The organism is Corynebacterium sp. c25Ua_89 (assembly GCF_047459735.1).
Taxonomy (GTDB): domain Bacteria; phylum Actinomycetota; class Actinomycetes; order Mycobacteriales; family Mycobacteriaceae; genus Corynebacterium; species Corynebacterium simulans.
This window is the reverse complement of sequence record NZ_JASBOD010000003.1, coordinates 49,592-62,733: the sequence shown is the minus strand read 5'-3', so window position 1 is coordinate 62,733 and position 13,142 is coordinate 49,592. Positions and strand designations below refer to the sequence as shown.

The following is a 13,142-nucleotide window of genomic DNA, read 5'->3' as shown; positions in this document are numbered from 1 at the left end:
GGCACCCCCTTTTAGCGAAGCGATATATCGCAAGCCGCGATATACTCCTATTCCTCGTCGTATTCGTAAGGCATCTTGTGCTTATCCGGATGCGGGACAACCATAAGCGCCATCAGCAGGCCAGCTCGGTCCTTTTCAATGATGAATCGGCTCAATGCCGCTGCGTCCGCGTCCCTAGGCAGTGGGTTGCCACCAAAGTTTGTTCCAATCTCACTTGATGAAGGGCTTGCAGCGTCATATATAGCAAGGTCATCAAAGCTCATGACTTTTTCAATGACATCCTGAAGCTGCTCACTAGTCAGTGCGTCGTCATCGTAGCCGGTATCTTGGACGATGTAGACAAGATTGACCCAATCATCATCGGCTCTGAACCAATCAATGACAGCGTCGTAGACTTCATCGGCAGTGAGAATCTTGCGCGGTTTATCGGGCAACATGGACTTTATAATTTTCGGCTCCCGAAGACACTTCAAACGGGACTCATTGATGAATGAAACACGTAAACTTAGCGTTCTTCATTTCACTATCTGTGCTAAGCGTGTTTTTCCCCTTCGCTTCTCTTTTTCACAGGTATAGCAACCGAAAGAGCGATGCCTAGCAAGGCTATGGGAACCCCAAGATTGGTAAGCTTATTTTCCCAATATAGGCCCGCTACGCACAACAAACCCCCTGCAATGAGAACGACAAGGGTAAAAACTTTAAGCAATTTCATTTCCGCATCGTCCTTACAATTTTCGTCATCAACTGAACTTAAGAATCGCCCTTTAGACTAACAATTCTTTTCCCACCAATGAGTCCTGTTTCTAAATCGGATACTTTCGTATACTCTTCTCGGATTTTGTGGTTTGACTAGATCATGTAGGTGAAAGTGGGCGTGTTCCATTAGCCAGCATTGTGGAACTCGTCTATCAACCAGAAAGGTTCACTTCCATGAAATCTTTGCGCAATCCAGGAGTCCTCTTGTCGACTGTGATGCTCGGTCTTGCAATTGGCGCAACACCATTGGCACAGGCAGACACTGCTCCCGCTACTGAAGCAACGCATAATCAAACAACGAAAGCATCCACATCGAAATTGCCAGTGGAAGAGTCCGATAAAACCTATGTCGAATACCGATCTGAAGCAGATCGTGAAGCTTTCGAGAAGCTCGGCCAATATATCAAGTATGACGAAAAAGGACTCGCCACTGCGGTTATCCCCGCGGATGTTCGCTCAGCAAATAAAGACGGCGCTACCAGGATCGATGAATTTATTCAACAGAATAATTCAGCCGTCGACCCGGCTGGACACCCTACTTTTACCACATACGGAAATGAAACAAAGGTGTCCCACTGGGGGCCAGTCGTAAAAGTTTATCTGAGTCACAATGTGGTTTCTAAAGCTACTAAAATTTTCACTGCCGGAGGCGCCGCTGGCGCGGTGACAAAAGAAATCATTGCAGAAGGACTCGCAGCTTCAGTTGCTGGATGGGTTGCAGTAGGACTAGGGGCCCTTGTTGCAGCAGGAGCTTTATGCGACTGGAATGACCAGGGAATCATCCTTTGGCAAAATCCTGTCCCAGGAATGAACCCCCCTTATGTTTGCACACCACAGAAGTAAGTAAACTGCTCCCCCTAGTTGTACTGAAACAGACACCCTCACAATGCAATACCGGAATCAGCTCCTTGAAGTGCTAAACGCCTAGGAACAGACCAGACCAACTTTGTTGGAGGCTAGTTGATACTCGGCAGAGTTTGTTGTCGGACGTAAATGCCCTGAGGTCCGATACAGGACACTAGACCAGCAGCCCTACCCGCCTGCAAAAGGCGGCAACACGTCAACACGCGTCGCACCCGTGAGGGTGGCGGCGCGTTCGGCGTTTTTGCCATCCACCAGGAAGGTGCAGCGGTCTAGCACCTCGCCCAAGCTCATGCCGGCCTCGGTGGTGCCGGAATGCTCTGCAGCCACGGTGTCCAGCAGCTCACCGAGCGTTGCAGGAGCTGCAGTCTGTTCATGGCTTAAGCCTGCCGCTGCGCGGGCAGCGGCGAAATAGTGAATTTCAACCATGTCTGCCACTATGCCAGTTTTGCATTGAAAGTGCCGTTAAAATTGAAGAGGTTAACCAGGCACATAAGGAGAGGCACGCCAGCATGCGCAGTTACGAAGAACACCTAGCAGCTATCCGTGGGGCACTACCTGCGCCGACGGTGGTGACTCGCTCACTGCTGGAGGTCAATGGCTTGATCCTCGCGCGCACCATCGCCGCGGCTTATGACATGCCGCGCTTTAATAACTCGCAGATGGACGGCTACGCCATCACCACGACGGAAGGCGGCACCTTCACCGTCGGCCAGACGGTAGCTGCCGGTGCTGTACCCAGCGCGGCACAGGATGGCATCGCGGCCCCAATCATGACCGGCGCCAAGGTTCCAGAGGGCACCGTGACCATCGTCCCGGTGGAGCAATGCGAGCCACCGCAGTTCCCGCGCGAGGGTGAAAAGGTCACCATTCCGGCGGCTCCGGCGGGCCAGTTCATCCGCGAGGCCGGATCCGACATCGCGGCTGGCAAGGTGCTGGTGGAGGAAGGCACGCGGCTGACCCCGGCCATCATCGGCACGTTGGCCTCCCAAGGCATCACTGAAGTCGAGGTCTATGCCCCGGCACGCATCGTGGTCGCCACGGGTGGCGCGGAGATCGGCGGTCAAGGTGCGGCCAGCATCCCCGATGCGAATGCGCCGATGATTGCTGCTCTCTGCCGCGAGTACGGCATTGAGGTCGTCGCCTTTGTACGCACCAACGATGACCCAGGCATCCTGCGCTCCGATCTGGAAGGCGTGGTCCGCGTTTACCAGCCCGACGCCATCGTCACCTCCGGCGGCGTATCCCACGGCAAGTTCGAAGTCGTGCGCCAGGTCTTCGAAGAAGACGGCTGGTTCGGCCACGTGGCACAGCAGCCCGGCGGACCGCAGGGACTGTCCAAGCTCGGCAGCGTCCCGGTTATCTGCCTACCCGGCAACCCCGTTTCGACGCTGGTCAGCTTCCGTATCTACGTAGGACCCGCGCTGGGTCGCGCCAGGGCCGCACACACCGCGCAGGTCACCGTTCCGGTTACCGGCTTGGAAAGCCGTGACCAGTTCCGTCGCGGCATCATCGACTATGAAAACGGTATCGCCACGGCCGAGCTCTTTGCCGGCACTGGTTCCCACCTGATTTCGCAGGCCATGAGCGCCAACGCCCTCATCCGCATCCCGGCCGGCGCACAGCTGCAGCCGGGCGATGTCGTTGAGGTCATCCCGTTCTAATGGCGCGACGTGCAGTAGTAGTGGTTGCCTCCACCCGCGCGGCGGCGGGCATCTACGAAGATCGTTCCGGCCCCATCGCGGTGGAGTTTCTGCGGCGGATGGGCTTTGATACCCCGGATGCGCTCGTGGTACCCGATGCCGAAATCGCCGAGGCCCTCGATAAGGTCTTCGCCGCCCAGCCCAGCGTCATTTTAACTTCCGGAGGCACGGGCATTTCGCCTGACGACGCCACGGTGGAGGCCGTCTCCGCGCATCTGGCACGGGAGCTGCCGGGGATAGCGCATGCTTTTTACGCGGCGTCGGCAAGCGTGCCCACCGCCGCGCTCTCGCGTACCGTCGCCGGCGTCAACGCGCATACCTTCGCCATGGCGCTGCCCGGTTCCACGGGCGGGGTGAAGGATGGTTGTAAGGTTTTGGAACCTTTGCTGCCGCACATCGTCGATCAATTGGAAGGAAGGCATGAGCACTGATCCCGCCTTTGTCAGCGCCGATACCGGAAAGGTAATCGGGGCAATAATGACGAGCTCGCCCATTGAAAAGCCCGATATTTCCACCCCGGCGATGGGTGCCGTGGTCACCTTCGACGGCATCGTGCGCAACCATGATGGCGGGCGCGGCGGCGTGGAGCTCTTGCGCTATACCGCGCACCCCACTGCCGAATCCGAGATCTCCCGCGTGGCGCACGAAGTCATCGCCGCGCATCCTAATACCCGCCTGTGGTGCGCACACCGCACCGGTGATCTGCGCGTGGGCGAGGCAGCGTTCGTGGTGATCGCTGCCGCGGCCCACCGCGGGGATGCTTTCGCGGCTGCGGAAGAGTGCGCCGACCGCGTGAAGGCGGAGGTGCCGATTTGGAAAGAACAACGTTACGCAGATGGTTTTAGCAACTGGGTGGGCTTGGAATGAGTAATCGCTACGCACGCCAGGAGGCCCTGTGGGGTACAGAGGGCCAGGCCAAGCTAGCTAATGCAACGGTGGCGGTCATCGGTGCCGGCGGGCTTGGCTCGCCTGCCCTGCTCTACCTCGCAGGCGCAGGTGTGGGACGCATCCTGCTTTTCGACGACGACGTGGTCTCCCTATCCAATCTGCAACGCCAAGTCATCCACGGCATGGACGATATTGGTGGGCCGAAGACTGCGTCAGCCGCGGAGACGATCCATCAGCTCAATCCGGAGGTACAGGTACTGCAGTACCCGCGCCTAAGCTCCGCCACGGCGCTTGCGCACTTGGCTGAAGCCGACGTTCTCTTGGACGGCACCGATAATTTTGAAGCCCGCTACCTGTGCTCTTGGGCCTGCCACGAGCTGGGTATTCCGCACGTGTGGGCCTCGATTTTAGGATTCGATGCGCAGCTTTCCGTCTTCTGGTCTGGGCACGGTCCGGTCTACGAGGACGTCTTTCCCACGGCACCTGCCCCTGGCTCGGTGCCTTCGTGTTCCCAAGCCGGCGTGCTGGGCCCCGTGGTGGGCACGGTGGGTTCTGCCATGGCATTGGAGGCACTCAAGTACCTCACGGGTACGGGCACGCTGCTGACCGGAAAGATTGGATACTTCGATGCGCTGACCTGCACTTGGGAGTACATTCCGGTGGTTGCCGGCGGCGCAACGCCCACGCAGCCTGCCGACGCCCCCGAAGTACGCACCGTCCCCTCCGGCTACCGCATCATCGATGTGCGCACCGAGGAAGAACGCGCGGAGCATTCCATTCCCGGCTCCGAGCACTTCCTTTTGGACCGCATCCTGGCGGGTGAGAATCCCCGGCTCGGCCACGACGAACCCGCCGTGATCCACTGCGCCGGCGGCATCCGCTCCGCCCAAGCCGTAGCCGCACTGCGCGAGCGCGGCTACACGCAGGTCTATTCCCTGCGCGGCGGCATCAATGCCTGGCTGGAGCAGAATACCGCGTAGGCGCCCCATATTAAGGACACCGAAGACAGTCCACGGCGTATGTACCTCTGTGTGTATATAGCGTGCCTAAATCACTGGTTTTCTGGCCGCTATTTACATATATCGGTACATGAAACCACGCCTGGCAATGCGAAGGGCGTTTGAAGGAAACAAAAATCTCGAGACACCATCCAAAGGAACGATGTCTCGAGACTTCACACGGCGGAGACGGCGGGATTTGAACCCGCGGTGGTTTGACCCACGCTGGTTTTCAAGACCAGTGCATTCGGCCGCTCTGCCACGTCTCCTTGTCTTGCGACCCACTAAGCCTACTAAACCTAGCGATGCAGATCATATTCGGCCTCGGAGTTTTCGTTAAGCTGGGTGGGCATGAAAGCTATCGTGCAGACCAACCCTGAAGATCCCGGCGCGCTGGAGCTAGGCGTCGTCGAAAAGCCGCTGCTCCACCCCGGAGAAGTTCTAGTAAAGGTCCATGCTGCAGGTGTGAACCGCGCTGATCTCTTGCAAGCGCGCGGACACTATCCGCCACCAACAGGCGCTTCCGAGACCATCGGCCTGGAGGTGGCCGGTGAAATCGTGGATGCAAATGGCACCGAGTGGAAAGAAGGCACCCAGGTTGGCGCGCTGCTTGCCGGCGGTGGTTACGCCGAATATGTCGCGGTACCAGCGGGCCAGCTGTTGCCCATTCCGAAGGGCTTTTCGCTTACCGATACCGCCTCAGTCATCGAGGTGGCCTGCACCGTATGGTCCAACCTCGCCATGGAAGCGAACCTGCACGCTGGACAAACCATTCTCATTCATGGTGGTGCGGGCGGCATCGGCTTGTTCGCCATCCAGGTGGCCAAGGCGCTGGGCGCTACTGTTGCGGTGACGGCCGGCTCCGCGGAAAAGCTGGAGACCTGCAAGAGCTACGGCGCAGACATCCTTATTAACTACAAGGAACAAGACTTCGCCGAAGAGCTAAAGAACCAATGCGATGTCATCCTCGACATCATTGGCGCGAAGTACCTCAAACAGAACCTGAAGGCGCTGGCTACCGACGGCCACATGGTCACCATCGGCTTGCAAGGCGGCACGAAGGAAGAGCTCAACATGGGCATCGTTCTAGCAAAGCGCCTCACCGTGCAGGGCACGACGCTGCGCTCCCGCAGCATTGAGGACAAAGCCGCAATCGTGGCAGACACCGTCGCCAACGTATGGCCATGGCTGGAAGATGGCACCGTCAAACACCATCTCCACGGCACTTACCCGCTGGCAGAGGCCGCGGAAGCGCACAAGGCGCTCAACGCTGGCGAGGTCACCGGCAAGTTGGTGCTGACGGTGTCTTAAACGTCTTGGGTCTAAGCTACTGGCTTAGGCCAAAGACGCCACCACGCGCGTGAGGTGTTCAATATCGTGGCGGGTGTTGAACGGGCCCAGTGCCACGGTAACGGCGCCGCCGATTTCGTCGGCGCCCATCTCCGTAAGAAGCGGGGTGCGCAGCGCCAACGTGGTGACCAGGCCGTTGTCGATGAGGCGGCGGTGCACTGTTTCTGCCGGTACGTTCTGCACCGCGAAGGTAAGCCGCGGCAGGCGGTCCTTTGAAGCGCCGGCGGCGGCCTCACCCGTCACGCCCAAGATGTGGACGGCCGGCAAGGTCTCCAAGTAGGTGTACATGTCATTGGTCAGATCGCCCAAGTACTCATTCAGCGCCTCCATCGACTTATGCACGCGCACGCGGCGCGAACCAGCCTCACCGCCAGCCAACGCTGCCAAGTGATCAACTAGAGGGCCAACGCCACCGGCCAAGCCGGTAGATACTGGGGTCTCTAGTTTTTCCGCAGAATTAGAAGCCTTCACCGGGCTATGCGCATCGACGCGGCGGAACATCGCCTCATCACGAAATACCAAGGCCGCCAGCTGCGGGCCGCCGAGCATTCCGATATCAATACCGATGATGTCCGCTCCGAGTTCATCAAAGTCCAGGGGACGATAAGGCGCCAACGCGGAGACATCGACAAGCGTCCACGCGCGCGAGCGCGAACGAATCTTCTCAATAATCTCCGCCGTGGGTGCTACCGTGCCCAACAGCTCATGCGCTGCGGAGAAAGAAACGAGGCGTGTCGAGCCGTCGACAAGCTCGGCGTACTGGAAAGCCGGCAGCTCACCCGTGCCCAGATCCGGCTGTGCCCAACGCACTTCCGCATCAAGCTCCGACAACGCGGAGTACAGCGCCGGCGGATCCAACTTGGACAGAACCACCGAAGAATTATGACGCAACATCGGGCGCAGGCTGCGCGCTAAGGTCTGGTACAAAGCCGGCAGCGAAGGACCTAAGACCACGCGGCTGGCCTTCGAGCCAACAAGATCCGCAATCGCCATGCGCGCGGCGTCGTAATGCGCCGCACCTTCCAACCGGCCCGGCGCGCTATTGGCCGAGTGCGCGCCCGTGGCATCTTCCTGCGGGGCCACTGCTGGGGACATACGGAACGAGCGAGCTACGCCGGCCGCTACTCGTTCAGAGATCTGCGGCGCAGCATTCGCGTTGAGGTAGGTCCACCCGTCCGATAGGCCAGTGTAAAGACCTCGCACACTGGCGACGTCATACCGTGCTGGCAAGCCTAATGGCATGTATAAAACCTTCCTCTACGCCTTTCATTGGTACCCAAACGCAACGTTTGTAGGGGCCGCTGTGGGGCAGTCGACTCCCTACTCTATACGGCTTTGGGTTTGGTTTCCTAAAAAGGAATTTGTGCAGGTTACAGCCATTCCCCCAGTACAGACGGCGTGTAGATACCCGTTTGTCCAGCACGCGCGCTAGGGTGTTTTGACGTGCAAGATAACAACCAACTGCGCGCCGACATCGCCCGCATGACCTCCACCCCGGAGGAAAGCGCGGTACCGGCCTCCCAGTCCATGACCATGAAGGCGGCTTTTGCCGATCTTATCCAAGGCGCCAAACAGCGCGAATTGTGGTTCATGCTGGGCATTCAGGACATCAAGCAACGCTACCGCCGCTCGGTTCTAGGACCTTTCTGGATCACCATCGCCACCGGTGTGATGGCAGCAGCACTGGGCCTTTTGTACTCCATGCTCTTCCAGATCCCAGTCGCGGAGTTTCTGCCTCACGTCACCGTGGGCCTTATCATGTGGAACTTCATCTCGGGCGCAATCAAGGAAGGCTCTACCGTCTTCATTGACAACGAGGGCCTCATCAAACAGCTCCCGGCTCCCCTATCGGTGCACGTCTACCGCTTGGTGTGGCGCCAAACGCTATTCTTGGGCCACAACCTCATCATCTGGTTGCTACTCATCCTTATCTTCCCGCGTCACCTGGGTTGGGAGTTCTTCCTCTTCATCCCGGCACTTGGCCTCCTACTGGTCAACGGCGTGTGGGTAGCAATGTTCTTCGGCATCGTGGCAACCCGCTATCGCGACATTGCGCCACTGCTCGAGGCACTCACGCAGCTGCTGTTCTACGTCACGCCGATTGTCTGGATGACCAACACTTTGAAGGAGCAAGGCGGTGCCGTGAGCAACCGCGCTCGCATCGCAGAGATCAACCCGCTGTATCACTACATGGAGATCGTGCGTGCCCCCATGATCGGTGAGCCCGTCGCGGGCTACCACTGGTTTATCGTCATCGCGTGTACCGTCGTGGGCCTCCTCGTCGCCGGCCTGGCCATGCGCCAATGGCGTTTCCGCGTGAGCTACTGGGTATAGCGCAAGCTGCACGAAAGGATCTTCAACAATGGTTTCTATCGATACTTATAACGCTTGCGTGGACTTTCCCATCTTTGATGCCAAGTCCCGCTCCTTAAAGAAGGCTGTACTTTCCTCAGCCGGCGGTGCGATTGGCCAAAACTCCGACAAAACCGTCGTGGTTGAGGCCCTCAAAGACATCAACCTTCACCTCCGCGAAGGTGACCGCGTAGGTCTCGTGGGCCACAACGGCGCCGGCAAGTCCACGCTGCTGCGTCTGCTTTCTGGTATCTACGAGCCCACGCGCGGCACTGCCGACGTTCGCGGCCGCGTCGCCCCTGTCTTCGACTTGGGCGTGGGCATGGACCCGGAGGTCTCCGGCTACGACAACATCATCATCCGCGGCCTGTTCTTGGGCCAGACCATCAAGCAGATGAAAAACAAGATGGATGAGATCGCCGAGTTCTCTGAACTGGGTGACTACCTCGCCATGCCGCTGCGCACCTACTCCACCGGTATGCGCGTACGCTTGGCGCTCGGCGTGGTTACCTCCATCGAGCCGGAAATCCTGCTGCTCGATGAGGGCATCGGCGCAGTCGACGCCGCCTTCATGGCCAAGGCCCGCGTGCGCCTGCAGGAGCTGGTTAAGCGCTCCGGCATCCTCGTCTTTGCTTCCCACTCCAATGACTTCCTGGCCCAGCTGTGCAACACCGCGCTGTGGATTGACCACGGCACCGTCCGCTCTGCCGGCGAGGTCTCTGAAGTCGTGGGCCAATACGAAGGCCCCGAGGTAGGCGAATACGTCAAGGACTTGCGCCGCCGCTTCGACAACGAAGACGACTAAGCCCCAAGCATCTTCTTTAACTCACCGGTTACGCCTTCTACTTCAATGGTGTAGCCGGTGTCGTCGTAAAGCCACTGGCATCAATCCGCACAGCAAACGGCGGCCACATCTGTTCTAACTCCATGTCCAAAGCCTATACGCGGCGCCGCGGGTGGCAGAATAGAGCCCATGACTGCCACCTTGAACGCCGCCGGTTCGACGGCCGCCGTAATCGTCACCCACCAGCGCGTGGAACTGCTTCGCGCCTCATTGGAGCAGGTAGCGCACCAAACCCACCCTGTGCAGTGGATCATCGTGGTGGACAATGGGGCCGAGACCGCAGTCGAGGAATTGGTCAATGAGACTGCCGGCGACCGCGCCGTCTACGTTCCTTCCCAGACAAACCTGGGCGGCGCGGGTGGCTTCGCCCTTGGCTTCCTCACGGCTCTTTCGTTGGGCGCCGACGCCGTGTGGTGCGCCGACGACGATGGCCGCCCCGCCGATAAAAACGTGCTCGCAGAGCTCTACCGCGTGGCAGAAGCCAACGGCTTGCACGAGGTCTCCCCTGCCGTGTGCAACATCAACGAACCAGCCCGCCTAGCCTTCCCGCTGCGCCAGGGCCTCGTGTGGCGCCGCTACATGAGCGAGCTCGAGGGAGACTTCCTGCCAGGTATTGCATCGCTTTTCAACGGCGCGCTGATTTCGGCGGAAGCCATGCAGATAATCGGTGTACCGGACTATCGCCTCTTCATCCGTGGCGACGAGGTGGAATACCACCGCCGCCTAGCAGGCTCGGGCCTCAAGTTCGGCACCGCACTGACCACCAGCTACCTACACCCGGATGGCTCCGACGAGTTCAAGCCGATTCTTGGCGGCAAGATGCACACCCAGTACCCAGACGGCGAGTTCAAGAGGTTCTTTACCTACCGCAACCGCGGCTATCTGCTCTGGCAGCGCGGCATGCGCAAGCTCCTGCCCCAAGAATTCGCACGTTTTGGCTGGTTCTTCCTCGTCCAAAAACGCGATCCACAAGGCTTTGTGGAGTGGCTTCGTCTGCATAACCAGGGCCGCAAGGAAGACTTCCGCCGGCCCTAACTAATCCTCCACCACGAAGGATTTCCGGGTGCGGCGGAAGATTACCCAGCGCTGCACGAAGAAGTTGATGATGGTGGCCGTGCCCTGCGCAAGAACATACGCCACGACCAGCGCTAACGTGGATGACCAAGCCAGGTCCTCGTCAAAGAAGTTAAAAGCCCGGCGGTAGATCACCATGTTGACCAAATAAGTCAGGGCGTACGTTGCCGCCACTGCCGCAAGGCGGCGTTTGGAGGCTTTGGCGTTGAACGTCCAACGGCGATTGAGCAAGTACGCCACGAGCGTGCCAAAGATAAAGCCAACGGTGCGGGCGCCGTCTTTATCAAGCAGCTCCAAGCCCAGCTGCAGAAGCCACGTTAGGCCGGCATCAACGATCGCAGAGATTGCGCCCGTAATAACAAACTTGGTTCCCTGCGCCTGCAGGGAATTCGAGCGTGAGAGTTTCTCTGCGCTGGTCGCCATTAATCTCCCTTAAAGATGAAGATGCGCTGAATGGCAAAGTTGGTTACGGTGGCCACGCCCTGCGCGATGACAAACGCGATGGTGTCTTTGATTGCTCCCTCAAAGCCCATAGAAATCAGCGGCTCGTTGAGCACCCAATACAGGAAGTTCTGTACCGCAAAGGTCGAGGCATACAACGCCGCCACGGCACCCGCAGTGCGGCCGGAGACCTGCGCGCCGAATGTCCAACGCGCATTGGCAACGTAGGCAGCGATAGTGCCAAAGACCCAACCGATTGCCTTTGCCGCAGAACGGTGCAGGCCAAAATGGGTCAGTAACAAAGTAAGTCCGTAGTCAATTGCCGCTGTGAACACGCCCACGAATACGAAACGGAAAAGCTGCGTCGCCAGCGAGGTGCGGCGCACCTCGACGTCGCGGGGCGCCGCGTCAGAAGGATTCTTATCAGTCACGGCTAAAAAGCCTACCTGCGCAGCAGGGCACGGTAAATGTCAAGACGATCCACCGGTGCTAGTGCCTCATCCCCATAGGCGCCCACACTTGCAAGCACAGAAAGCGAAGCGCTACACAACTCGCGTATTTCCTCGCCCGTTAAGAGCTTGCCTTCATCAGAGACCCAACCCAAGGCATCCATCGTGGACTCTGCCACGGAATTGCTAAGCTCCCGCCCACCCATGCAGGTCAGCGCTAAAACCATGGACCAAAACGAGTCCTGGCCTTCTGCGGTAACTTCGCGCGGCAAAGAATCTAGGACTGATAAAGGCGCGTTTGAATCGCTGCGCTCTAAATCGAGCGCCTGCAGCAGCGGCACGAAATCGAAAAGTTTGCTGCGCTGGATGAGCGCGCGCACCGGCGGGGCCACGATGTTGAGCACTTCATCGATGGTCTCCTGGCCAGTTAATTGCGCATTGATGGCGGTAAGATCGAAAGGCTGCGTGAAGGCGCCCGATCCGCCTACACACAATGATTCAGGGGTACCGGAATCGCGCGGGTAAATGTCAACCACAACCAGGCTAAAGTCCCACAACCCCCAGACATAGTCCAGCTGCACGCCCTCACGCCACAAAAACTCGGAGACTTGATGTTTGGGATCGATGCGGGCCCCGCGGGCTTCATGGTGTTCAAAGAAGTGCCACGGCGAATCTTCATCGGGGAGCCCGAAGCAGACTTCGAGCACGTGGTGGAGTTGCTCAAAGGTAAGGGCGTCAGAAAACCCGATTTGGCGGTGGACTTCGACGTCCGCGCTCACGTTGGAAACCTGGCAGATGACGGTGAGAGGCTCGCGGCGCAGGGTCACTACAGAGTTGTCACGCTTGGCGCGTACCGTACTCAAATCTGTGACCCCGAGGCTCATGAGCCCCACCATACGCAAAGTTGCGGGTCAAAGTTGTGGAGGCAAGCGCGTGAGGCTACGCCGCGCGCTTGGCGATGTCGCGTGCTTCCAGCTCGCTCACCACAAAAAGCAGGCCTGCGCCGATGGCACCCAGAGTGGTCCATGGCTTCTGCACACCGCGCTTGCGCAGGGGCTTGACCATGGCCTGCGCAACCTTGACGTTGATGAAACCACCGGCGATGAGAACCAGTACTACGGCAACAAATGCTGCCCAGGCCTTCACGTCCATCTCTTGTTCTTGTGCCTGTACCGGCTGCTGTTCTTCCTGCTCGCGCTGTGCATTGGTCACCGCAACCAGCGCGCCGAAGCCCAGAAACGAGCCGATATAAGCGGCGACGAGTGCCTTCTTGTTCTTGATCCAATCTGGATAGGAGGTCATAAGGCCCAAAGCCAGCGATTGCGTTATGCGGCCAGCCAGGGTGTCATCGAGTGCGTAGCGGTCGACGCGCTCGGTTTCTTGTGCGGAGTCTTGCTCAGTCATGGGGATTACTTTATGCGGCACT

Annotated in this window: 16 protein-coding genes and 1 tRNA gene; 9 read left to right on the top strand and 8 right to left on the bottom strand. The window is 58.8% G+C overall.

Going from position 1 to position 13,142, the window contains the following annotated elements; all coding sequences use genetic code 11:
- Positions 1-47: 47 nt before the first annotated feature.
- Positions 48-437, bottom strand: coding sequence for a hypothetical protein (locus tag QKB66_RS05690; RefSeq protein ID WP_062036260.1), 390 nt, complete (start codon positions 435-437; stop codon positions 48-50).
- 493 nt (positions 438-930) lie between these two features.
- On the opposite strand from QKB66_RS05690, the gene QKB66_RS05685 reads away from it, so the two are divergent.
- A complete protein-coding gene (locus QKB66_RS05685) occupies positions 931-1,599 on the top strand; it encodes a hypothetical protein (protein ID WP_141744820.1) in 669 nt (222 codons plus the stop codon).
- Positions 1,600-1,788: 189 nt separating this feature from the next.
- On the opposite strand, the gene QKB66_RS05680 is transcribed toward QKB66_RS05685, so the two are convergent.
- On the bottom strand, positions 1,789-2,046 hold the full coding sequence (locus QKB66_RS05680) for a MoaD/ThiS family protein (RefSeq protein WP_061920158.1): 258 nt from the start codon (positions 2,044-2,046) through the stop codon (positions 1,789-1,791).
- Positions 2,047-2,129: 83 nt separating this feature from the next.
- On the opposite strand from QKB66_RS05680, the gene QKB66_RS05675 reads away from it, so the two are divergent.
- The 4 genes from QKB66_RS05675 to QKB66_RS05660 are packed head-to-tail and all read left to right on the top strand — an operon-like array spanning position 2,130 to position 5,188.
- Positions 2,130-3,281, top strand: coding sequence for a molybdopterin molybdotransferase MoeA (locus QKB66_RS05675; protein ID WP_414252882.1), 1,152 nt, complete (start codon positions 2,130-2,132; stop codon positions 3,279-3,281).
- Entirely contained in the window at positions 3,281-3,751 is a 471-nt protein-coding gene (locus tag QKB66_RS05670; protein WP_070497513.1) for a molybdenum cofactor biosynthesis protein B, read from the top strand. The genes QKB66_RS05675 and QKB66_RS05670 overlap by 1 nt, the downstream gene beginning before the upstream one ends.
- Complete coding sequence (locus tag QKB66_RS05665; protein WP_248092912.1) at positions 3,741-4,187, top strand: molybdenum cofactor biosynthesis protein MoaE; 447 nt, start codon at positions 3,741-3,743, stop codon at positions 4,185-4,187. The genes QKB66_RS05670 and QKB66_RS05665 overlap by 11 nt, the downstream gene beginning before the upstream one ends.
- Positions 4,184-5,188: a ThiF family adenylyltransferase gene (locus QKB66_RS05660; RefSeq protein ID WP_414252881.1), complete on the top strand. Its 1,005-nt coding sequence runs from the start codon at positions 4,184-4,186 to the stop codon at positions 5,186-5,188. The genes QKB66_RS05665 and QKB66_RS05660 overlap by 4 nt, the downstream gene beginning before the upstream one ends.
- Before the next feature lie 202 nt (positions 5,189-5,390).
- Here QKB66_RS05660 and QKB66_RS05655 read toward each other — a convergent pair.
- Positions 5,391-5,475: transfer RNA gene (locus tag QKB66_RS05655), tRNA-Ser, on the bottom strand.
- Between the two features lie 82 nt (positions 5,476-5,557).
- On the opposite strand from QKB66_RS05655, the gene QKB66_RS05650 reads away from it, so the two are divergent.
- Positions 5,558-6,517 carry an NAD(P)H-quinone oxidoreductase gene (locus tag QKB66_RS05650; protein ID WP_414252880.1) on the top strand — a complete coding sequence of 320 codons (960 nt, stop codon included), beginning with the start codon at positions 5,558-5,560 and terminating at the stop codon, positions 6,515-6,517.
- 24 nt (positions 6,518-6,541) lie between these two features.
- On the opposite strand, the gene QKB66_RS05645 is transcribed toward QKB66_RS05650, so the two are convergent.
- On the bottom strand, positions 6,542-7,798 hold the full coding sequence (locus QKB66_RS05645) for an aminotransferase class V-fold PLP-dependent enzyme (RefSeq protein WP_248092909.1): 1,257 nt from the start codon (positions 7,796-7,798) through the stop codon (positions 6,542-6,544).
- A gap of 240 nt (positions 7,799-8,038) precedes the next feature.
- On the opposite strand from QKB66_RS05645, the gene QKB66_RS05640 reads away from it, so the two are divergent.
- The 3 genes from QKB66_RS05640 to QKB66_RS05630 all read left to right on the top strand — a co-directional run bounded on the left by QKB66_RS05640 (position 8,039) and on the right by QKB66_RS05630 (position 10,787).
- Positions 8,039-8,890 carry an ABC transporter permease gene (locus QKB66_RS05640; RefSeq protein ID WP_282440109.1) on the top strand — a complete coding sequence of 284 codons (852 nt, stop codon included), beginning with the start codon at positions 8,039-8,041 and terminating at the stop codon, positions 8,888-8,890.
- A 28-nt stretch (positions 8,891-8,918) separates the two neighbouring features.
- Positions 8,919-9,713 (top strand): ABC transporter ATP-binding protein, encoded by a 795-nt coding sequence (locus QKB66_RS05635; protein ID WP_061920004.1) that lies wholly within the window; start codon positions 8,919-8,921, stop codon positions 9,711-9,713.
- Positions 9,714-9,881: 168 nt separating this feature from the next.
- A complete protein-coding gene (locus QKB66_RS05630) occupies positions 9,882-10,787 on the top strand; it encodes a glycosyltransferase family 2 protein (RefSeq protein WP_311518632.1) in 906 nt (301 codons plus the stop codon).
- Here QKB66_RS05630 and QKB66_RS05625 read toward each other — a convergent pair whose 3' ends face one another.
- The 4 genes from QKB66_RS05625 to QKB66_RS05610 all read right to left on the bottom strand — a co-directional run bounded on the left by QKB66_RS05625 (position 10,788) and on the right by QKB66_RS05610 (position 13,120).
- Positions 10,788-11,249 carry a GtrA family protein gene (locus tag QKB66_RS05625; RefSeq protein ID WP_248092906.1) on the bottom strand — a complete coding sequence of 154 codons (462 nt, stop codon included), beginning with the start codon at positions 11,247-11,249 and terminating at the stop codon, positions 10,788-10,790.
- Entirely contained in the window at positions 11,249-11,638 is a 390-nt protein-coding gene (locus QKB66_RS05620) for a GtrA family protein (RefSeq protein ID WP_248092916.1), read from the bottom strand. The genes QKB66_RS05625 and QKB66_RS05620 overlap by 1 nt, the downstream gene beginning before the upstream one ends.
- Positions 11,639-11,709: 71 nt before the next feature.
- Positions 11,710-12,600: a plasmid pRiA4b ORF-3 family protein gene (locus QKB66_RS05615; RefSeq protein ID WP_248092905.1), complete on the bottom strand. Its 891-nt coding sequence runs from the start codon at positions 12,598-12,600 to the stop codon at positions 11,710-11,712.
- Positions 12,601-12,655: 55 nt separating this feature from the next.
- Positions 12,656-13,120, bottom strand: a complete 465-nt coding sequence (locus tag QKB66_RS05610) for a hypothetical protein (protein ID WP_062036282.1) — start codon at positions 13,118-13,120, stop codon at positions 12,656-12,658.
- Positions 13,121-13,142: the final 22 nt, after the last annotated feature.

Excerpts from the sequence above, each read along its gene's own strand:
- QKB66_RS05690 (WP_062036260.1), bottom strand. The coding sequence starts at position 437 with ATGTTGCCCGATAAACCGCGCAAGATTCTCACTGCCGATGAAGTCTAC.
- QKB66_RS05685 (WP_141744820.1), top strand. The coding sequence starts at position 931 with ATGAAATCTTTGCGCAATCCAGGAGTCCTCTTGTCGACTGTGATGCTC.
- QKB66_RS05680 (WP_061920158.1), bottom strand. The coding sequence starts at position 2,046 with ATGGTTGAAATTCACTATTTCGCCGCTGCCCGCGCAGCGGCAGGCTTA.
- QKB66_RS05675 (WP_414252882.1), top strand. The coding sequence starts at position 2,130 with ATGCGCAGTTACGAAGAACACCTAGCAGCTATCCGTGGGGCACTACCT.
- QKB66_RS05670 (WP_070497513.1), top strand. The coding sequence starts at position 3,281 with ATGGCGCGACGTGCAGTAGTAGTGGTTGCCTCCACCCGCGCGGCGGCG.
- QKB66_RS05665 (WP_248092912.1), top strand. The coding sequence starts at position 3,741 with ATGAGCACTGATCCCGCCTTTGTCAGCGCCGATACCGGAAAGGTAATC.
- QKB66_RS05660 (WP_414252881.1), top strand. The coding sequence starts at position 4,184 with ATGAGTAATCGCTACGCACGCCAGGAGGCCCTGTGGGGTACAGAGGGC.
- QKB66_RS05650 (WP_414252880.1), top strand. The coding sequence starts at position 5,558 with ATGAAAGCTATCGTGCAGACCAACCCTGAAGATCCCGGCGCGCTGGAG.
- QKB66_RS05645 (WP_248092909.1), bottom strand. The coding sequence starts at position 7,798 with ATGCCATTAGGCTTGCCAGCACGGTATGACGTCGCCAGTGTGCGAGGT.
- QKB66_RS05640 (WP_282440109.1), top strand. The coding sequence starts at position 8,039 with ATGACCTCCACCCCGGAGGAAAGCGCGGTACCGGCCTCCCAGTCCATG.
- QKB66_RS05635 (WP_061920004.1), top strand. The coding sequence starts at position 8,919 with ATGGTTTCTATCGATACTTATAACGCTTGCGTGGACTTTCCCATCTTT.
- QKB66_RS05630 (WP_311518632.1), top strand. The coding sequence starts at position 9,882 with ATGACTGCCACCTTGAACGCCGCCGGTTCGACGGCCGCCGTAATCGTC.
- QKB66_RS05625 (WP_248092906.1), bottom strand. The coding sequence starts at position 11,249 with ATGGCGACCAGCGCAGAGAAACTCTCACGCTCGAATTCCCTGCAGGCG.
- QKB66_RS05615 (WP_248092905.1), bottom strand. The coding sequence starts at position 12,600 with ATGAGCCTCGGGGTCACAGATTTGAGTACGGTACGCGCCAAGCGTGAC.
- QKB66_RS05610 (WP_062036282.1), bottom strand. The coding sequence starts at position 13,120 with ATGACTGAGCAAGACTCCGCACAAGAAACCGAGCGCGTCGACCGCTAC.